The organism is Mesorhizobium sp. M7D.F.Ca.US.004.03.1.1 (genome assembly GCF_003998635.1).
Classification (GTDB): Bacteria; Pseudomonadota; Alphaproteobacteria; order Rhizobiales; family Rhizobiaceae; genus Mesorhizobium; species Mesorhizobium loti.
This window is the reverse complement of sequence record NZ_RZQG01000025.1, coordinates 1-19,484: the sequence shown is the minus strand read 5'-3', so window position 1 is coordinate 19,484 and position 19,484 is coordinate 1. Positions and strand designations below refer to the sequence as shown.

Genomic DNA, 19,484 nt, shown 5'->3' with positions numbered 1-19,484 from the left:
CTGCGCTGATCCTCAACTCTCTCAGCCGGGCGGTCTTGGCATCTCTGGCCTGGCGTTCGGCATCGATCAGCTTGCGCGCCTCGCGATCGGCTCGTTCAAATTTTTCGTTGTCGATTCGACGTTTTGCTTGCAGCCTCCTGTTTTGCCGGCTTGTTGGAAAACTTCGTCGTCTAGATCAATGCCGGACCTTTTTCCCATCGGCTCATCGAGCCTATATCCGCGTAAAATCTACAGGTGCCAACCGCCGCCGTTGAGCGGCAGCGTCGTTCTCGTGATGCCATTTGCCGCAGTACTTGGTGAGCGTGATTTCGGATCGGCATGACTGGCCTTGTCAGGACTGTTCGGAGTCATGCCGAGCCTTGAAGACCGCAAAGAACCATGTCTACCTTGGTCAATTAGGGAGGCTAAAGATGACCCACACTCTTCATGCGCTTACGGTCGAGAAGGCAGCTGAAGCTTACGTTATGTCCAGGAGCAAGGGTCGGTTCATGTCCATGGCGCAGGCGATCCGCACCATCAGTACGGTAATGCCGGACTGTATGGCAACCGACCATGAGTTGGAGCGATTGCTGGCGAAAACATGCGATGCGCGCGGCGTGCCAGTCTCATTTGATGTAGCAAGGGGCACGGGTTCAAGAGCCCTGCGCGCTTAGTGCAGGAGGGTGCATTCGTGCCGGAGCAAAAGCCAAATACGTCGAAGATCCGCCAGGCGATTGTGAGCTGTCTAATTGGCAATGTGGATCATCCCTGTATTTCTATAGCTGACGTCCTTCACAGCCTTAGGAAGACGTTGCCGCTTGACGAACATACGGATCGGGAGCTTGAGGATGTCATCGCGCTGATTGCTGTCGATGCTGGATTTGCGATCGAATTCGATGGCTCGGCTCGCGCGTTAAAAGCCCTGCATCTGGATGTTCCGGAAACTGGATCCCGCTGAGCATCGAGCTGACCCGCCACCGTCAGCGCCGTCGCCCAAACTCCCGCAGGTCTTTCGCTTCTCGTTCGAGGATTGCCGCTACCTCCTCACGACCGAGATGGGTAAGCATTACTGCAATGCAACATTCCAAATATGTAAGCGACGAGCGGCGGAGAAAGTCGGCAGTGGCGCTTTCTGCCAACTGGTCGATCCGCTTCACTTCGCTCCGACGAACCTCACTCATTGCCTCACCTCAGCATTTTTCGATCCAGCCAATTCCTGGAACAGCAGGACAACTTCCGACGTGCCAGGAAGTGGCATTACCGCTAGAATTGTTCTTCCAAAGGGGTGCCTTGCGGATCGCTCGTGCGTGCGGTCGGAAAAAATTCAACATTGAACCTTTTCCAATCCCGCAAATTAGACGGCCATGGCGAGATATTTCTTCGACGTACCGGATGCCGATATCGCTGATCCAAACGATCTTGTCGACGTGCATGACGCGCGTGAGGCAGGACTTCGCGCCCTCGCAGCAATCATGAGGGAATCACATCCGGACGGCACCAAACGCGCCTTCGAATTCAACGTTTGTGATGAAGCAGGCCGACACCATCTGCACCTCACCATCACGCTTGAATGGAGGGATGCACCGGGCCATCCTTCCATGGCAAGCCATTAACCCGGCGACCGCAAGGAAGTCACGTTCGAACGCGCTCCCGACGATTTCGACGTCATCGTTACCGACTTTGCCATGCCACTTGTATCCGGAGTGGACGTCATCCGTTTCGCACGCACGCTGCGTTCCGATTGGCCTGCGGTTATCATCACGGGCTATGCCGACGCGGAAGAGATCGCCGATCGGCCAACGGATGTGCCGCTGCTCGCCAAGCCGTTTCGCGACAAGGATCTGCTCGACAGCATTTTCCTCGCTGTTGCCAATGCAGAGCCGCAAAAGATCAAGACAGGCTGGCGGATAGGGGTGCCGGTTGGCAGCGAGCGGCGCGGATTTCTTACTTGCTGAAATTCAAGTTTCCGACTGCCAAGCTCCGCGCTGCTACCTCGATCGCTGCGCGGTCATCGCCAAGTCGATCAATCAGATGCTGAGCCTTCTCCTCGGCTATGTCTGTAGGCATCGCGAGTGCTTCCACGGTCAGGACGCCGGAACTCGCAACCTCGCGCGTTCCCGAGAATGCGCCATCTGCTGTGCCTGGAAGGGCGGCCTTGCGATCAATCTCGTCCTGGCGGTATGCCAATGCCGTTCGTGGTCGCAATCCGGGGCAACCTTACCCCTGCCAAATGGCATACGCGCGCTGCTTTCAGCAGCTCCAAGTGGGAGGCTGCATGGGATTCCCCAATGATCTTCGTGCGACCAGCCGGGCGACGTCGACGCCGGTGAGAGGCCCCGCAGGGGGAAAAAACGGGAATATTCTGCAAAGGCCGGAACCGCCGGTCAGTGGCGAAGTTCATTTCCAATCAACAGGAGTGAAACATCGTGAACACGCCAGACACAAACGACTTCCCCGGGACCGGCTTATCTAACGAGAACGGATGGCAGGCGGACGACAAAGCTGCCGGAAAAAGCAAGGAAGCTCTCAGCAAATTGAAGACGAGCGCTTCCGAGACCGCGAAACACCTGAAAACTGCTGCTGCTTCTGTATCGACCGATGCCAAGGAGTATGCCGGCACTGTCGCTTCCGACGCCGCCGGTGCGTTCAAGGAGGCTGTCGAAACGAATAAGACCGCCGGCGCCGATGCGATTGCCAACGTCGCGCACTCCGTCAAGGAAGCGGCTGACAACATTGAAAAGCAATCGCCCCACGTTGCCGGCATGGTGCGCAGCGCGGCCGAAGGTGTGGAACGGATTTCGACCGACATCAGAGATCGCAACGTCGGTGAGCTATTCGACTCCGTTACGAAATTCGCGCAGCGCCAGCCGGCCGCGTTCTTTGGAGTCGGGATTCTCGCCGGAGTGATGCTGACCCGCATCATGCGCAGTTCGGATCGGTCCTGAGAGAGGCTGGCCAGATGGATGACGGTATCGATCGCCGACCCTTCGGCAGCATCGTTGACGAAGCGATCGCGAAATTCGCATCGTTGATGCGTCTGGATTTGCGTCTGCTTGAGGCGGAAATGCGGAGCAAAATGTCGACCATCGTGTCGTCGGGTGCATGCGGGGTGGCAGCGGCCATCCTCTTCGTCCTGGGTGCTTTCGCCCTGGTCCAGTTTCTGATCCTCGCGATGATCTCTTTCGGTATCGGCGCTATGTTTGCCTGTTTCACAGTCGGCGTGATCTTGATAGGCGGAGGTTTGCTTTCGCTCTACTTGGCCAAACGAGCACTCATTGGATGGACTATCACACCCATCGAGACTGTAAGCCAGGTCCGAAGCGATCTGGCCGCATTGAAGCAGGGGATACGCTATGGCACTGCGCAACGATGAGCTCAGCGAGATCATGGCGAGAAGCCGGGCCGAACGGCAGGCCCTTTTTGGGCCTGTCGCCGAAATAAGCCGTCGCCTCCAACCCGGCCATTTGGTCGACGTGACCACACGGTACGCAAAGAACAAGGTCTCCGGGGTCTTTGGTGGTGTGTCAAACGCCATAAAGGAAAACGGGGGCACGGCGGCAGCGGTCGCCTTGGGCGCCGTGGCGATTTTTGAAGCAGGCAGAAAAAGTGCCGAAGGCGGCAAGGATCTCGCAAACCCTACTGCGCTGGACTTCGAAACACTCGACACAGGCGCTCATTTGGGTCGCGTGTCCATTCCTGACGTGGAGACCCCGCGAAAGGCCATCACCAATCTGGCCCGAGCAAAGGTACTTGCCGGATCCGCAGGAGGGCTGTTCATCGGCCACGTTATTGGCCGTTCGTTCGAGCCGACCTGCAAGGAGCGTGAGCTGTTCGGGAAAGTGGGGGAAGAAGTCCAGAATGCCGCTGCCGAATTTATGACCCAGCATTCGCGCGGTGCGAAACTGGCAGCGGCGCAGGCGTTCGGCTTCGCCAGATACTCCGCCGGCTTGTTGGTCCTTATGGCTGCGGTCGGCGATTATTTCGAAAGCGCAAAGGACGGCGGCGACCAGCACTGAGCGAGTAGGCGGTCCGTGGAAAAAGCCGTGCGCCGATTCCTCCAGGTTAAGCAGTCTAGTCTTCAAATCGAGAGCGCTCGTGCCTCTCGCCTGAAAAGGCTAAGCGTTTGCACTGAAGAGCTCCGACCCAGTTCACAAATCAGCAGGGCGCACCCGGTCGGAACATCGGAAGTTCTGGCGCATTGCTCATGGACGCCGTTACATGCCTACGGACTCACAATGCGAGCGTCGATCACAAATATATGGGACTTGGTCAGTGCTTCCTGCCCAGGAAGACCTCTCGGCCGTCGCGAGGCGCCTCGGCGATGCGCACGTGCCCTCGCTGCAAACGAACGGGGCGCTGGACCTTTCTGATCATCCGGATGCGGTCGAGGCCTGCCTGGTGCCTTCTTGGCTCGGCAAAAACAGATATCATTTGATATAGACTGTGCTGGCCTCATCCGATAACGCGGCCTCTTCCGAAGCCATTCAACGAGCAGAGACCATGCCTGCATCCAGCTTGAAGAAAAACAATGTGCGCCAAGCCGGCAGCGGGACGACTTCGATCGTCTTTTCGCACGGCTTCGGCTGCGATCAGAACATGTGGCGCTTCGTTGCCCCTGCCTTCGAGAAGGACTTCAAAACTATCCTTTTCGATCATGTGGGCGCAGGCGGTTCAGATCTTTCGGCTTATGATTCCGCAAAGTATGCATCGCTCGATGGTTACGCCGACGACGTGGTCGATATGGGCCGCGAACTCGGCTGGAGAGATGCCATTTTTGTCGGCCACTCGGTCAGCGCGATGATCGGTGTTCTGGCGTCGCAAAGAGCGCCTGGACTGTTCAGCAAACTGGTGCTTGTTGGTCCATCGCCTCGATACATCGACGACGAAGGCTATTTCGGCGGGTTCACGTCGCAACAGATCGAGGAGCTTCTGGAAGGGTTGGCGGATAATCATATGGGTTGGTCGGCGGCCATGGCGCCGGCGATCATGGGCAATCCGGACCGGCCTGAGCTGGGCGCCGAGTTGACCGTTTCGTTCTGCCGCACAGACCCGGAGATTGCCCGCCAGTTCGCCCGCGCTACATTCATGTCAGACAACCGCGCTGATTTGCCGAAGGTTGTCGCGGATACGCTCATACTGCAATGCGCCGACGACATAATTGCCTCGGAGCGGGTCGGCGAGTATGTGCACGAGCACATCTCCGGCAGCCGGATCGTTTATTTGATAGCAAGTGGACATTGCCCAAACCTCAGCGCGCCAGATGAAGTCGTCAGGGCCATCCGTTCCTTTGTCTGATGCTGGCGAACCCAATGCGTCGGCAGAGGATCTCGAGGACCTTTACGAAAACGCGCCGTGTGGATATTTTTCGCTTTCGTCGGAAGGCCTGATCGTCAAGGTCAATCAGACGTTTTGCCGGTGGACCGGATTTTCCAAGGATCAGCTCGTCGGGCGACGGCTCCGCGACCTTCTCACCGTCGGAGGACGCATATTCTACGAGACCCATTTCGCACCGCTTCTGCGCATGCAAGGTTTTTTCAACGAAGTGGCCTTGGATGTCATGACCGCGGCCGGCGAAAAGCTGCCGGTTCTAGCTAATGCCAGCGAAAGAAGAGCGCCGAACGGCGATCTTCTTTTCACGAGGGTAACGATATTCCCCGCGGCCGAGCGTCGGCGCTATGAGAGGGAACTGGCTGACGCGCGAGCGGCCGCAGACGCCAGGAATCGCGACCTGACTGAAAGATGGGTCGCTGAGCGCGAACAGGGAGAATTGCGCGAGCAGTTCATTGCCGTACTCGGCCACGATCTGCGCAATCCGCTGGCCGCGATCGACGCAGGCGTCAGGCTGGTGTTGCGGGAGCAGCCCGGCGAACGCATCGCCACGGTGGCGCGTCTCATCCAAGGCAGTACGTTGCGGATGAGCGGTTTGATCAACAACCTGCTGGATTTCGCGCGCGGCCGGTTGGGTGGGGGGATGGCTGTCAACCTTGACGCCAGCAAGCCGCTTGAGCCCACACTTCGGCAAGCGATTGACGAAATTCGCGCCGTCGTGCCGGAGCGATTGCTGGAGATGCACCTGGACATCGATGTTCCAGTCGCTGTCGACCACGCGCGCATCGCGCAGATGTTCTCCAACCTTCTCGGCAATGCCATAATCCATGGCAACCCGGTTGAACCTGTCCGCATCGACGTAACGACACGGGCTGGCCAACTGACGGTCAGTGTCGCCAACAGCGGCCCTCCCATCTCTCCTGCGGCAATGGACACTTTGTTCCAGCCGTTTTATCGGGGCGAAGGGAAAGCCAGCAAACAAGGTTTGGGCCTTGGACTTTATATCGCCAGCGAGATCGCCAAGGCCCATGGCGGGCGTATTGACGTCATCTCTGACGTAGGGGAAACCCGCTTCACCTTCGTTATGCCGATAGACGTCTGACAACTCTTCTATTCCGAGAAGATCAGGCTTTTCGAGCTGCGATCAATACGTCGGCACAAGGCGCGTGTTGCGCAGCGGGAGGGCCATGGTGAACTGCAAGCCGTCGCGATGGTAGTTCAATTCGACCTTGGCGTCACACTGCACGGCAACAACCCTTTCCAGCAGTGTAGTGCCAAAGCCGCGACGCTTGGGTTGCTCGACCTCGGGCCCATCCCGTTCCCGCCAGGCAAGATTGACGACCTGCGTGTCGCCGGACGTTCCGACTGACCAGCGGACATCCAGGCGGCCTTTAGGCCGCGACAACGCGCCGAACTTCGACGAATTAGAGGCCAATTCATGGAACGCCATCCCAACGGGGATTGCGATGTCAGCGACAAGCGCGACGTTCGGTCCTTCCAGAACGATACGCGGCCTGTCGTGCGTCTCGTAGTGGCCAAGTTCGCTTTCTAGCAGTCTATGCAGGGATGCAGTCTGCCAATAATCGTCGGTGAGCATCGAATGGGTGTCGGCCAGCGAAACGAGCCTGGCTGAAAAATCACGCACGAAATCTTGGACGTTGCCGCTCGACCTGACCGTAGCGCCCATCATGGCGCGCACGTTGGCCAGGGTGTTTTTGACGCGGTGATGAAGCTCGCGGATGAGCAATTTCTGCCGGTCGGCGACTTCCTGCTTCTGTTCGATGTAGGATTGGACCTCCCGCTGGCGGGCGCGGGCGCGCAGGGCGGAGCGCACTGAGTTGGCAAGGCTCGAGGCCAGGAATGGCCGTTCAAGCACGATCAGATAGCGGTCCAGAAATGCCAGCCGCGTATCAACTTCGGCGCCCCGCATGGTCAGAAGCACAATTGGAAAATCCGACCATGCCGGCTGGTTTTCAAGCCAGGCTGCGAACCGGGTTCGATCGGAACTGATCAGGGCTTCCTCTGCCACGACAAGACACTGTGCCTCATCCAAAAGAGACACGGTTTCCTCCAGGCTGTCGCAGATATGCGAGGCAATTTGGTTCGTCGCCAGGATGGAGGCCGCGATCTTCGCATCGCGGCCGAGTGGCGCCAGCACGAGCACTGCGGGGCTCGACGACATCACCATGCCTTGTCTCTCAGAAGATCGCCCTGTTTGCCCTCAAATTCTGGAGATCCCATCAGAATGCCACGGAACTGTTCCAATGGCTCACCAACCGCCACTCCGGTAGCGCCGATCTTAAACTCGCGAATTGTCCCTTCGTGCGGGCCGACGCGTTTCTTGACAACTGAAATGGCGCGTCTCAGCCGGCCGGCGTTTTCGAAGAAACGCAACAGCATGATGGAATCACACAGATAGGTCATATCGACCGGCGCGGCCATTTGACCATACAGGCCGTGATTGGCCAGAAGCAGAATGGTCACGACAGCCTTCTGGTTCAGATAGGTGAGGATCTCGTGCATCTGCAGCACCAAATGCTGTTCTTCCGACATGGCATTAAGGTAGCCGGTAAGGCTGTCGATCACGACGATCCGGGCGTTGGACCCTTCCACAGCCGCTTGGATGCGAGAAGACAATTCGCCTGGCGAAAGCTCAGCCGGATTGACCGGCTCCAGCATCAGCATGCCCTCACTCGCAAAGGGCTCCAGATCCATACCGAGCCCTGCGGCGCGCGCCAGGAAAATGCGCTTCGTCTCGTCAAACAATAGCACCAGTACATGCTCGCCACGCGTGAGTGCGGCATGGCAGTAGGTGCAAGCAATGGTGGACTTGCCAACGCCGGACGGCCCCATCAGCAACGTGCTGGTCCCACGTTCCAAGCCGCCGCCAAGCAGAATATCGATCTGGTTGTTGCTTATGGCCGGGGAACTGTGCTCGGCCATCTCATGCTCGGCTGAAACCAACCGCGGAAAGGCGGTAACCCCGCCTGGGCGAATGACGAAATCGTGAAAGCCGCCCCGGATCTGCACGCCGCGCATCTTGATCACCCGCAGCCGCCGACGCTCTCCACCATAGATGGGCGACAGCTGCTCCATCCGAATGACGCCGTGGCTGATCGAATGCAAATTGAGGTCGTCCTGCTCGGCCGTCAGGTCATCGAGCATAAGCACCGTCACATTGTTGAGCATGAAAAAGCTCTTCAGTGCCAATACTTGACGCCGGTAGCGCAGCGACCCCTGCGACAAAAGCCGGATTTCGGAGAGCGAATCGAACACCACGCGATCAGGTTTGATGCGTCCGATCTCGGCCAGGGCAGACTGCACGGTTTCCCCGAGTTCCAGTTCGGAGGAATGGACCAATGTCTGGAGCTGAGCTGGGTCGAGACTAAGCTCCGGAGGCACAAGTTCAAGAATTTGCACGCCCTTCAGATCCCAGCCGTGACGGCCGGCAACCGAGAGCAGTTCGCGCTTGCTTTCTGACAGAGTGATGTAAAGGGATGTCTCGCCGTTCTTGGCGCCCTCGATTAGGAACTGGAGGCCAAGGGTCGTTTTTCCAGAACCTGGTTTGCCCTCGATGAGATGGGACCGGTTTTTGGCATAGCCGCCACGAAGGATGTAATCGAGACCGCTGACTCCAGAAGCAATCGATGACGCATCGTCTCTGTCCACTTGATTCCCCAATGGCCAATTTCGAGAAGGAGATAACGGCAGCCGCCTTTGGTGGTTCCAGATCCGTCGGTTGCGGCCAAGCCTTGACGCTTTACGAAAGGGCCACTGGTAAATGAGAAGCCAAAAAAGGGCGCTGTACCCGCAGCGCCCTTTTTAAGGTCAGTTCATGGGATCCGAAGCCTACCACCCCTGCCGGCCGTACCAGTCGCCGATGTCGCGCCGAGCGCGATCCTTCTCAATGCCGTAGCGCTCCTGAATCTTCCCTTCCAGCTGATCGCGCTTGCCGGCAATGCGGTCGAGATCATCATCGGTGAGTTTGCCCCACTGTTCCTTGACCTTGCCCTTTACCTGCTTCCAGTTTCCTTCGACACGGTTCCAGTCCATGGCAAATCTATCCTCCGTTTCAGATAGCGTGAGAACGCCGTCATCCGACCGGAGTTCCCAACGAATTTCACTAACTGCACCCGCCTCAATGCGGGCGTCGAAAGCGTCCTGCCAGCAAGCTGTTTCGTTCGTAAGACCTGTGCTAGCAACGAGCGGACCTGAGAAATGTTTCAGGTGAACGGAACTCGGTAAGTCGGGTGGGTTGTCGATGAACAACAGGAGGATGAAACATGTTTGTAAAGGAAAACCATCGCGAAACCGGAGCAACGAAATATCCGACGAAGACCGGTTCCGATCCCTCAGATGACTTCTCCCGGGACGCGGCCGGCAACAGGAAGCCCAAGGACGGTCTAGGACTGACGCGTCTAGTCAGTGAAGTCGATGGTAAGACCCACCGGTCCGGTGGCAGAGGGCTAGAATCACTGCGGCGGTAGTCTACCGCCGCAGCATCAAAGCGGTGCGTCACCGGGGCAAGGACCGGAAAGCTAGGCAAGCCGCCGGCGGCATCATCACGCTACGCCCGGGTTCCCTTGGGCCGGATCTGCCAGGTCGCCTTCGTCCTTGGGCTCGATCAGGTCGATTAGCGCTGCGACTCGTGTTCCCGGCAGCGGTCGTACCTGGCTCATCAACGCCCTCATCACCAAAGGCCCAGGCCCATGCCTCTCTTAACTTCTCGACAGAGGCACCGGACGCGATGATCTCCGCAATCGTCACGTCGTCTACGCGTCCGAGAACCGAAACAACGTCTTGGGGTGTCATGGTCATCCTTTCCTCCTTTCGAAATTCCACCGAAGCAGATGGGCATTCGATGCAGCGCTTGCCACCAGGCATTTGAAGACTGTCGCGAAGCGTCTTAGCGATCCCTCTTGACGCAGAGGAAATCAATTCCCAGCTCATCTTTGTCGGTCGCCGCGCAAGGGGCCGATCTGTCAGGGAGCGCCAGGCTTCTTGGCGCGTTTTGAGCGGCGCTTCAGCCTTGGGCGCGAGGTTGAAGACCGGAACTATGCAGAACGATACGGGAAGATTCCTGATTTTGGCCCACGAAAAAATCAATAAAATCAACGATTTTAATACGCCCTCCGGGCCCACCATGTTCACCTGTTCTCCGGCGAAGGAGGGCGGCATTCCCAAATCCGACTTATGCACGACAGTTGGGATCGGTGGTGGGTGTTCCCGCAGGCAGGCAACGCGAAATCACGCGAATAGATGTCCTGGCCCCGCTAACTGACCATCAAAAACGCCGTACTAGTTTCCGTACTAATTGGCAAAAAAGTACGGAAGCATTTCGCTAAGCCTTTGAAATGCATGGTGATCCCGACAGGAATCGAACCTGTGACCTACAGATTAGGAATCTGCCGCTCTATCCTACTGAGCTACGGGACCACGCGGCCCGACACATAGCCGCTTCGGATCGTTTCGCCAAGAGGCTGGCCGAAGGCAATTCGGCCAGCCCTTTGTGCTGATGCTATCAGGCCGCCAGCGCGGTTTCCGCCAGTTTCACCCAGTAGCTCATGCCGTGCGGGATGACCTCGTCGTTGAAGTCGTAGGCGGGATGGTGGAGGCCGGCGGTGTCGCCATTGCCGATGAAGATGAAGGCGCCGGGGCGGGCTTCCAGCATATAGGAAAAATCCTCGCCGCCCATCACCGGCTGGATGCCGCGGTGGACATGGGCGTCGCCGGCGACGCCGGCCGCGACATCGCTGGCGAAAACCGTTTCTTCCGCGTGGTTGAAGGTCACGGGGTAGTTCGCCTGGTAGTCGACCTCGATCTTGGCGCCGAACGCGGTCGCCAGCCCGTCGCAGATGGTGCGGATGCGCTCTTCCGACCTCTTGGCGATTTCCTTGCGCAAGGTGCGCACGGTGCCGGCGATTTCAGCGGTTTCCGGGATGATGTTGTAGGCATCGCCGGCGTGGAACTTGGTCACCGACACCACCACGGCCTCGACCGGATCGGTGCTGCGCGAGGCGATCGTCTGCAAGGCGCCGACCAGCTGGCTGGTGATGACGATCGGGTCGATCGTGCCGTGCGGCATCGCCGCATGGCCGCCCTTGCCGCGCACGGTGATGGTGAACTCGGCCGTCGCCGCCATGATCGGGCCCGGGCGGATGGCGAACTGCCCGACAGGCAGGCCCGGCATGTTGTGCATGCCGAACACTTTGGAAATGTCGAAACGCTCCATCATGCCGTCCTTGACCATCTCGTTGCCGCCGCCGCCGCCTTCCTCCGCCGGCTGGAAGATCACCGCCACCGAGCCGGTGAAGTTGCGTGTCTCGGCGAGATATTTCGCGGCACCAAGCAGCATCGCCGTGTGGCCGTCATGGCCGCAGGCATGCATCTTGCCGGGGATGGTCGAGGCGTAGGACTTGCCTGATATCTCGTTGAGCGGCAGCGCGTCCATGTCGGCGCGCAGGCCGATGGTCGGGCCTTCGCCCTGGCGGCCGCGGATGATGCCAACCACTCCGGTCTTGCCGAGGCCGGTGACCACGTCGTCGCAGCCGAAGGCTTTCAGCTTCTCGGTAACGAAGGCAGCGGTCTTGAAGACATCGAAGTTCAGTTCTGGCGTCTGGTGCAGATGCTGGCGCCAGCCGGCAACTTCGTCCTGCATTTCGGCGGCACGGTTCAGGATTGGCATGATGGTTCCATCTCGCTGTTGGGACAGGCGGGTGTTGTCCGCTGCCTTGCAATTGTGATCGCCGGGCACTTTGCCATGTTGGCGTCACATAGAGTAAATAGCACCGCAACAATACGGTCCGGTTTTTGAGGGTCGGACCTATCATGCTGGCGATCGCGTAACGAAATCTTACGGAGCCAGGGGCGACTACGGCAAGAGGCGATTTCGGATTTGATCATGCGGCACAGGCATTTCCTCAAACTATTCTCGGCTGGCACAATCGCGCTGTCGGTCGTGGCCGGGCCGGCGCTGGCGAATCCGGTGGTTGTGTTCGACCTCAGCAGCGGCAAGATCCTGCAGCATCAGGATGCGTTCAAGCGCTGGTATCCGGCGTCGCTGAGCAAGCTGATGACCGCTTATGTGACCTTTCGGGCGCTTGCGGCCGGCGAGGTGCAGCTTGATTCGCCGATCAAGGTGACCAAACACTCCGCCGCCGAGCCGCCAAGCAAGATGGGTTTCAAGCCGGGTTCGGTGATGCGGCTCGACAATGCGCTGAAGATGATGCTGGTCAAATCAGCCAACGACATCGCCATGGCCGTCGGCGAAAATGTCGGCGGTTCGCAGGCAGCCTTTGCCGAGCGGATGAATGCCGAGGCGACCCGGCTCGGCATGAATGGCACGCATTTCGTCAATCCGAACGGGCTCTATTCGCCGGACCAGTACACGACGGCGCGCGACCTCGCCGTGCTGGTGATGGCGATCCGCCGCGAATTTCCGCAATATGTGCCGTGGTTCTCGATTGAAGGCCTTGCCGTCGGCAAGAAGGCGATTCCCAACTACAATCTCTTGATCGGTCGTTATCCCGGCGCCGATGGCATGAAGACTGGCTTTGTCTGCCCCTCCGGCTTCAACATGATCGGCTCGGCGACCCGCAACGGGCGCACGCTGGTCGCGGTCGTGCTTGGCGAGAAATCGGCGGTCACCCGCGCTGAGACTGCCGCAAAACTGCTCGACCAGGGTTTTGACACGCCTGCCGCCGGCTCGGCCACCGTCACCACGCTGGCGCCCTACGGCGATCTGGTCTCGCCAAACGACATGCATGACGAGGTCTGCAAGAAGAAGACGCCGCAGGAGCAGTCCGAGGCACCACCGGTCGTTGCCAAGGACGTGCCGAAATCGCCCTATCAGGAAAAGCTCGACCATGTGCCGACGCTGGTTGCCGTCGGCCTCGGCGGCGCCACAGGTCCGGCGCCGAAGGCCATGCTCGACCAGGGTGCGCAGGAATATACCGACGTGCCGATCCCGAGCTGGCGGCCCGACAGACCGGCGCCGGCAGGCACCGGCCCGAAGATTGCCGGCTCCGCCGCGCAAGGCGACCAGCCGGCCAAGGTTGCGAATTAGAGCATGATCCCGAACCGAAGGTCCGCGTCAGCGAAACTTGGATACCGGTTTTCGCTGGAGATCGTGCTCAAACAGACAGATAGAGTTCGATGAACGGCTTCCCGATCCCCGTCTCGGTGCTGACCGGTTTCCTCGGCGCTGGCAAGACGACGCTGCTCAACCGGCTGCTCAAGGATCCGGTGCTGGCCGACACGGCGGTCATCATCAACGAGTTCGGCGAGGTGGCGATCGACCATCTGCTGGTCGAGCAGTCTTCCGACGGCATCATCCAGCTTTCCGACGGCTGCCTGTGCTGCACGGTGCGCGGCGAGCTGGTCGATACGCTGGCCGATCTGGTCGACCGGCTGCAGACCGGCCGCATCGCCCGTCTTGCCCGCGTCATCGTCGAGACCACGGGGCTGGCCGACCCGGCGCCGGTGCTGCAGTCGATCATGGCGCATCCCGCACTTGTCCAGGCCTTCCGGCTCGACGGTGTCATCACGCTGGTCGATGCGGTCAATGGCAACGCCACGCTCGACGCCCATGTCGAGGCGGTCAAACAGGTCGCCGTCGCCGACCGCATCGTGCTCAGCAAAGCCGATCTGGTCACCGACCCCGGCGATCTGGAAACGCTGCGGGCACGCCTGCGGCAGATCAATCCGGGCGCCGAACTGCTCGATGTCGCCGACACGGGGACAGGCGTGGCGGCGCTGTTTGATTGCGGCCTCTACAACCCGGCGACGAAATCCGCCGATGTGCGGCGCTGGCTTGGCGAGGAAGCGGCGCATGATCACGACCACCATCATCATGACCATGATCACGAACATGGCCATGACCATGGTCATCGCCACGATCAGCGTGTGCGCTCCTATTCGCTGGTGCATGACGGCCCGGTGCCATTTTCGACCATCGAGATGTTCCTCGACTTGCTGCGTTCGACACATGGCGAGCATCTGCTGCGGATGAAGGGCGTCATCGAACTCAGGGAAGACCCGTCGCGGCCGCTGGTGATCCATGGCGTGCAGAAAATCCTGCATCCGCCGGTGCAATTGTCGTCCTGGCCCGACGGCCAGCGCGGCACGCGGCTGGTGCTGATCACGCTCGACATGCCGGAAGATTATATCCGCCGGCTGTTTGCCGCCTTCACCAACCGGCCGTCGATCGACACGCCCGATCGCGAGGCGCTGGAAAACAATCCGCTGGCCATCGCCGGACGTTGAACTCTACGATTACGACACGCCGCGCTCGACCAGAAAGCGGTGGCCGCCCGAGACCGCCGCCGTTTCAATCAACTGGTGGCCGCTGTCGAAGCAGAAGGCCGGAATATCGATGACGGCGAGCGGGTCGGTGGTCTCTAACCACAGCCGGTTGCCTGGCTGCATCCCGGCCAGGCGCTTCTTAGCCTTGAGCACGGGCAAGGGACAGTTCAGTCCCTTGAGGTCATAGACAGCGGCGCGGTCAGCCACGAGTGAAAATCAACCGCCGAACATGCCGAGCAGCTTGTTCTTCAGCTTCGTCACCCTGCTCTCGTCGGCACTTGCTGCTTGCGTTTCGGCCACTGGCGCGGCTTCGGAAGGGGCCGCGATGGTCGCGGTGGCGACAGGGGCTTCCTTGGCGGCCTTCGCGGCCTCCTTTTCAGCCAGAGCCTGAGCCTTGGCGGCTTCCTTGGCTTGCTTGGCCGCCTCTATGGCAGCCAGCCTCTGCTCCTCGGCCTTCTGCTTGGCGGCCTTTTCGGCGTCGAGGGCGGCCATCTTGCGGCCGGCAGGCGAATCGATGCGGCCCATGCGCGCCGTCTCGGTCACCGAGCCATCGTTGTTGAGCGACGGCGGATCGATCGGCACGCGCTCGCCGCGCGCCCGGCGCTTGGACCAGTCGGAGACGATGCTGGCTTCCTTGATGCCGGCGATGGTCGGCTTGGGTGGGGGCACGCTGGCCTTGACCGCGCCGTTGAACGCCGCGTCATAGGTGCTGATGTAGGAATTGTAGGCACTTTTCAGCGAATCAGGCTGCGTCGACGCCGGGCAGGCGCCGGTCGGGTTGAATGTCTCACCGTCGGCGGCGACCTGGTTGAAGACATAGCGCTTTTCGCAGACATCGACTTTCGGCGGCACCTTGGTGATCTCGAAATTGTCGTAGCCGACCTTCAGCATCTTCCAGAACTCGTAATTCGGGTCATTGCGATAGCGCGCCATGTTGGCGGCGGTCATGCGGAATGGAAAGGCTTCGACCTGGAACTCGGTCTGCCCGCCCTGAAAGGCGTCGCGGCCAAAGGCATAGATCTGCTCGATCTGCGCATCGGTCATCGAATAGCAGCCCGACGACGAGCAAGCGCCGTGCACCATCAGGTTCTGACCGGTGCGGCCATTGGCGCGGTCATAGGCATTGGGAAAGCCGATGTTGAAGGACAGATGGTAGTTCGAGCGCGGATTCATCTGCGACGGCCGCACCGTGTAGAAGCCTTCCGGCGCCTGGCGGTCGCCCTCGGTGTATTTCGGCCCGAGCTTGCCCGACCATTTGCAGATGTCGTAGCTCGCCACCATGTCGTAGCGGCCGTTGGTCTTGGCCTTCCAGATCTCGAGCTTGCCCTCTTCCTTGAAGATGCGGGCCATCACCGACGAGGTGCGGACCATGCCCTTGGCTCTCATGTCGGCGAGGATCTTGTCGGGCAGCGGCTTGTTGGCCTCCGGGGCAAAATCCTTCATCGACGAATTGTTACACCCGGCAACGCCGAGGGCAGCGATCAGGATTCCGGTGCGGGCAAGCTTGACAAACATGGCTGCGGATATCGTCTTTTCTCTGGCGCCGGACGTTTCTTTGCCCCGGCTACTGCACTGCGCATCGACGGACCCTAAGCCCGTTAACCTTGAAAATTCCTTACCGCAAGTGTCGACGCGTCCCCTGACGGCAATCCCATTGAGCCGAATGCAGCGGCATTTTTGTGGCAAAAATGCTCCGCGCCGCCACATTGTGGCGGGCAAGGTTGCCTGCGGTCAGAGGCTGCGGCCCATAGCCAGGTATTTCTCACGGCGCTGCTCGCGGAAATCGGTGTTGGCGCCGGCGAACTCCTTCATCGTCCTGGCGATGAGGTCGCCGGTCGCGGCAATCACGGTTTCGGCGCCACGATGCGCGCCGCCGAGCGGCTCGGGAATAATGGCGTCGATGATCTTCAGCTCCAGAAGATCCTGCGCGGTGATCTTCATGTTGGTCGCCGCGTCCTTCGATCGCGTCGTGTCGCGCCACAGGATCGAGGCGGCACCCTCCGGCGAAATCACCGAATAGATGGCGTGTTCAAGCATGTAGACGCGGTTGGCGGTGGCGATGGCGATGGCGCCGCCCGAGCCGCCTTCACCGATGACCACCGAGATCGACGGCACTTTCAGGCCAAGGCAGGCCGAAGTCGAGCGCGCAATGGCTTCCGCCTGGCCTCGCTCCTCGGCGCCGACGCCAGGATAGGCGCCGGCGGTGTCGACCAGCGTCAGCAGCGGGATCTTGAAACGGTCGGCGAGTTCCATCAGCCGCACCGCCTTGCGGTAGCCTTCCGGCCGCACCGAGCCGAAATTGTGCTTCAGGCGGCTGGTCGTGTCGGAACCCTTTTCCTGACCGATGATGGCAACAGGCTCGCCGCGGAAACGGGCGAAGCCGCCGACGATCGCCTGGTCCTCGCCGTAATTGCGGTCGCCGGCCAGTGGCGTGAAATCGTTGAACAGGCCCTTGATGTAGTCGACGCAATGCGGTCTGTCGGGATGGCGCGCCACCTGCACCTTCTGCCACGGCGTCAGCGCCTTGTAGGCGTCGCGCAGCGCGTCGCGGGAGCGCTTCTCGAGACGGCTGATCTCGTCGCCGACATCGACCGCCTCGCCGTTCTCGGCAAGCTTCTTCAGCTCGAGGATCTTGCCCTCGAGGTCCTGCACCGGCTTTTCGAAATCGAGGTAATTGTACATGCGTGAGCGGACCGATACGTCGGAAGGCAATGGCTGACGGAACCCTTGAATACAAGGCTCCGGGCGGTGGAATGTCGTCCTCACATAGCGATATGAGGCCTAGTCGGCAAGCGGATGATGATCGTTGACCAACCGCACCAGTCGCTCTTCCAGCACATGGGTGTAAATCTGTGTCGTCGATATGTCGGCATGACCGAGCAACTGCTGCACCGCCCTGAGATCGGCGCCGTTCTGCAGGAGATGGCTGGCGAAAGCGTGGCGCAGCACATGCGGCGAGATCTTCGCCGAGGCGATGCCCGCCCTTGCCGCCAGCCCTTTCAGGTCACGGGCAAAGACCTGGCGCGAGAGATAGCCGCTGTCGGAGGCGGCCGGAAACAGGAATGGACTGTCGGCGAAGGCAGGCACCTTGGCGCGGGCGGCAAGCCAGGTCTTCATCGCCGTGCGCGCCTTGGCCGAGAGCGGCACCATGCGCTCCTTGTCGCCCTTGCCGCGCACCATGAAGAAACGGTCGTCGCGCTGCGCCACCGTCACCGGCAGGCCGACCAGCTCGGAAACGCGCAGGCCGGTGGCGTAAAGCACCTCGACCAGCGCATGCAGGCGCAGTGCCGCCAGCCACTCACTGTTGCCAAGCGCGGCATCTTTGCCGAGCCTGGGATCGTCGGCCTCAAGCGCTGCGCGGTCGATCAGCCGGCCAGTATCGACCTCGCTCATCGTCTTGGGCAGCGGGCGGCCCTTTTTCGGGCTGTCCAGCGTGCCGGTCGGGTCATCGCTGCGCAGGCCCTCGGCGTAGAGGAATTTGAAGAACTGGCGGATCGCCGACAGTTTGCGCGCCTGCGATGTGGCGGCAAAGCCGCGAGCGGCGATGTCGTCGAGATAGGCGCGGATATCGGCGGCGGCCGCGCCGGCGAGCCCGCCATCGATCTCGCTTGAGGCGTCTTCGAGGTCGCGGCGGTAGGAGGAAAGCGTGTTTTCGGCCGCACCCCGCTCGGCGCTCATCATTTCCAGGAAGGCTTCGATGCGGGCGGCGCTGTTCATTCAGCTTGCCTTGTCATTCAACTTTTCTTGGGATTGAGCTTTTCCGGAGGGATGCGCACGGTCATTTCCCCCTTCTTGGGCTCGACGAACATCACCAGTGCGAACATCGTGCCATAGGCAATGCCAGCCAGAATCGCGAGCGTAACGACAAAGCGAAACAGTGTCGGCATCAATTTTCGCCCGTCTTCTTGTTCTGCGTTTCCAAACCCTGTCCCCTTATGGGACGCCAATCCGGCCAATTCAAGGAAGAAGCTGAGGCTTGTTAGCAACTTCTGATGCAGAGGTCAGCCAGCCCATATCGGGCTTGAAGTGCTCGCTACGCTTGACGCAAACGGGCTTTTCATGTCGATACGCCGGCAAAGAGGGTCCTAGAAACATCCGATGAACGCGCTGCCAGCAAATCCTCCAGACGAGACCCACGCCGCGCTGCTTGGCCGGCTGGGCAGCCGTTCCGTCGTCTTTGTCGGGCTGATGGGCGCCGGCAAGACGGCGATCGGTCGCAAGGTGGCAACGATGCTGGCGCTGCCCTTCATCGACAGCGACCAGGAGATCGAAAGCGTCTCGCGCATGACCGTTCCGGAGTTGTTCGAGCGCTACGGCGAGACGGAGTTCAGGGCGCTGGAGCAGCGCGTCATCCTGCGCGTGCTGGAAAACGGCCCACAAGTGCTGTCGACGGGCGGCGGCGCCTTCATGAACGCGCAGACCCGCGAGGCGATCGCAGCGCACGGCGTGTCGGTGTGGCTGAAGGCCGAGCTCGGCCTGTTGATGGAGCGCGTCTCCAAGAAACAGAACCGGCCGCTCCTGAAAAGCGCTGACCCGCGCGCCGTGCTGGAGCGGCTGATGGGGGAGCGCTATCCAGTCTACGCGACATCCGATGTCACCGTGCCGACCCGCGACGACCGTAAGGAGGTCATCGCCGCCGAGGTGGTCGACGCGCTGTGCCGGCATTTCGGCATCGATGAGACTGCCGCGACAGGCGAGGTGGAATCGTGAGCGTCGATGCACCCGTTGTTGTCGAAGTTGGCCTTGGCGATCGGACCTACGACATTCTGATCGGCTCCGGCCTGCTGTCGCGGGCCGGTGCGGAGATTTCGCGCCGCCTGCCGGGCACACGCGCCGCTGTCGTCACCGACGCCAACGTCGCGGCAGTGCATCTC

21 protein-coding genes, 1 tRNA gene and 1 pseudogene are annotated in these 19,484 nt (G+C 60.3%); 13 read left to right on the top strand and 10 right to left on the bottom strand.

The window, feature by feature from the left end; all coding sequences use genetic code 11:
* The 9 genes from EN935_RS41390 to EN935_RS03255 form a co-directional block, all read left to right on the top strand.
* The coding region (locus EN935_RS41390) for a hypothetical protein (RefSeq protein ID WP_206534490.1) at positions 1 to 322 on the top strand (322 nt) is incomplete at its 5' end.
* 348 nt (positions 323 to 670) lie between these two features.
* A complete protein-coding gene (locus EN935_RS03300) occupies positions 671 to 937 on the top strand; it encodes a hypothetical protein (protein ID WP_127373167.1) in 267 nt (88 codons plus the stop codon).
* Positions 938 to 1,343: 406 nt separating this feature from the next.
* On the top strand, positions 1,344 to 1,592 hold the full coding sequence (locus EN935_RS03290) for a hypothetical protein (RefSeq protein ID WP_057143639.1): 249 nt from the start codon (positions 1,344 to 1,346) through the stop codon (positions 1,590 to 1,592).
* A gap of 72 nt (positions 1,593 to 1,664) precedes the next feature.
* Entirely contained in the window at positions 1,665 to 1,934 is a 270-nt protein-coding gene (locus EN935_RS03285; protein WP_126070730.1) for a hypothetical protein, read from the top strand.
* 471 nt (positions 1,935 to 2,405) lie between these two features.
* Positions 2,406 to 2,924, top strand: coding sequence for a hypothetical protein (locus EN935_RS03275; protein WP_127373165.1), 519 nt, complete (start codon positions 2,406 to 2,408; stop codon positions 2,922 to 2,924).
* 14 nt (positions 2,925 to 2,938) lie between these two features.
* Positions 2,939 to 3,352: a phage holin family protein gene (locus EN935_RS03270; RefSeq protein WP_126070728.1), complete on the top strand. Its 414-nt coding sequence runs from the start codon at positions 2,939 to 2,941 to the stop codon at positions 3,350 to 3,352.
* On the top strand, positions 3,333 to 3,995 hold the full coding sequence (locus tag EN935_RS03265; RefSeq protein ID WP_126070727.1) for a hypothetical protein: 663 nt from the start codon (positions 3,333 to 3,335) through the stop codon (positions 3,993 to 3,995). Before EN935_RS03270 ends, EN935_RS03265 begins: the two co-directional genes overlap by 20 nt.
* A gap of 484 nt (positions 3,996 to 4,479) precedes the next feature.
* Entirely contained in the window at positions 4,480 to 5,274 is a 795-nt protein-coding gene (locus tag EN935_RS03260; RefSeq protein WP_127373164.1) for an alpha/beta hydrolase, read from the top strand.
* Entirely contained in the window at positions 5,267 to 6,409 is a 1,143-nt protein-coding gene (locus EN935_RS03255; protein WP_245488826.1) for a PAS domain-containing sensor histidine kinase, read from the top strand. Before EN935_RS03260 ends, EN935_RS03255 begins: the two co-directional genes overlap by 8 nt.
* 42 nt (positions 6,410 to 6,451) lie before the next feature.
* Here the strand turns inward: EN935_RS03255 and EN935_RS03250 are convergent, their stop codons facing one another.
* The 5 genes from EN935_RS03250 to EN935_RS03225 form a co-directional block, all read right to left on the bottom strand.
* On the bottom strand, positions 6,452 to 7,489 hold the full coding sequence (locus EN935_RS03250; RefSeq protein WP_206438840.1) for a sensor histidine kinase: 1,038 nt from the start codon (positions 7,487 to 7,489) through the stop codon (positions 6,452 to 6,454).
* A complete protein-coding gene (locus EN935_RS03245; RefSeq protein ID WP_126070715.1) occupies positions 7,489 to 8,976 on the bottom strand; it encodes an ATPase domain-containing protein in 1,488 nt (495 codons plus the stop codon). Before EN935_RS03245 ends, EN935_RS03250 begins: the two co-directional genes overlap by 1 nt.
* A gap of 180 nt (positions 8,977 to 9,156) precedes the next feature.
* Entirely contained in the window at positions 9,157 to 9,360 is a 204-nt protein-coding gene (locus EN935_RS03240) for a CsbD family protein (protein ID WP_127373169.1), read from the bottom strand.
* Positions 9,361 to 10,666: 1,306 nt separating this feature from the next.
* A tRNA-Arg gene (locus tag EN935_RS03230) sits at positions 10,667 to 10,743 on the bottom strand.
* An 85-nt stretch (positions 10,744 to 10,828) separates the two neighbouring features.
* Positions 10,829 to 11,992 (bottom strand): M20 aminoacylase family protein, encoded by a 1,164-nt coding sequence (locus EN935_RS03225; RefSeq protein ID WP_109671591.1) that lies wholly within the window; start codon positions 11,990 to 11,992, stop codon positions 10,829 to 10,831.
* Positions 11,993 to 12,208: 216 nt separating this feature from the next.
* Here EN935_RS03225 and EN935_RS03220 point away from each other — a divergent pair, with 216 nt between their 5' ends.
* Entirely contained in the window at positions 12,209 to 13,372 is a 1,164-nt protein-coding gene (locus EN935_RS03220) for a D-alanyl-D-alanine carboxypeptidase family protein (RefSeq protein WP_109671660.1), read from the top strand.
* A gap of 89 nt (positions 13,373 to 13,461) precedes the next feature.
* Complete coding sequence (locus tag EN935_RS03215; protein WP_109671592.1) at positions 13,462 to 14,571, top strand: GTP-binding protein; 1,110 nt, start codon at positions 13,462 to 13,464, stop codon at positions 14,569 to 14,571.
* Between the two features lie 9 nt (positions 14,572 to 14,580).
* Here EN935_RS03215 and EN935_RS03210 read toward each other — a convergent pair whose 3' ends face one another.
* The 5 genes from EN935_RS03210 to EN935_RS03190 all read right to left on the bottom strand — a co-directional run bounded on the left by EN935_RS03210 (position 14,581) and on the right by EN935_RS03190 (position 18,497).
* Positions 14,581 to 14,817 carry a sulfurtransferase TusA family protein gene (locus EN935_RS03210; RefSeq protein WP_109671593.1) on the bottom strand — a complete coding sequence of 79 codons (237 nt, stop codon included), beginning with the start codon at positions 14,815 to 14,817 and terminating at the stop codon, positions 14,581 to 14,583.
* A gap of 9 nt (positions 14,818 to 14,826) precedes the next feature.
* Entirely contained in the window at positions 14,827 to 16,125 is a 1,299-nt protein-coding gene (locus tag EN935_RS03205; protein ID WP_127262693.1) for a murein L,D-transpeptidase family protein, read from the bottom strand.
* Positions 16,126 to 16,341: 216 nt separating this feature from the next.
* Positions 16,342 to 17,292, bottom strand: coding sequence for an acetyl-CoA carboxylase carboxyltransferase subunit alpha (locus EN935_RS03200; protein WP_109671595.1), 951 nt, complete (start codon positions 17,290 to 17,292; stop codon positions 16,342 to 16,344).
* A 99-nt stretch (positions 17,293 to 17,391) separates the two neighbouring features.
* Entirely contained in the window at positions 17,392 to 18,327 is a 936-nt protein-coding gene (locus tag EN935_RS03195) for a site-specific tyrosine recombinase XerD (RefSeq protein ID WP_127262694.1), read from the bottom strand.
* A 17-nt stretch (positions 18,328 to 18,344) separates the two neighbouring features.
* Positions 18,345 to 18,497, bottom strand: coding sequence for a histidine kinase (locus EN935_RS03190; RefSeq protein ID WP_109671597.1), 153 nt, complete (start codon positions 18,495 to 18,497; stop codon positions 18,345 to 18,347).
* Between the two features lie 211 nt (positions 18,498 to 18,708).
* Between EN935_RS03190 and EN935_RS03185 the strand changes: the two genes are divergently transcribed.
* On the top strand, positions 18,709 to 19,320 hold the full coding sequence (locus EN935_RS03185; RefSeq protein ID WP_127262695.1) for a shikimate kinase: 612 nt from the start codon (positions 18,709 to 18,711) through the stop codon (positions 19,318 to 19,320).
* Positions 19,317 to 19,484: pseudogene (locus tag EN935_RS41780) on the top strand (3-dehydroquinate synthase); the annotation flags it as partial. The gene EN935_RS03185 and the pseudogene EN935_RS41780, both read left to right, overlap by 4 nt.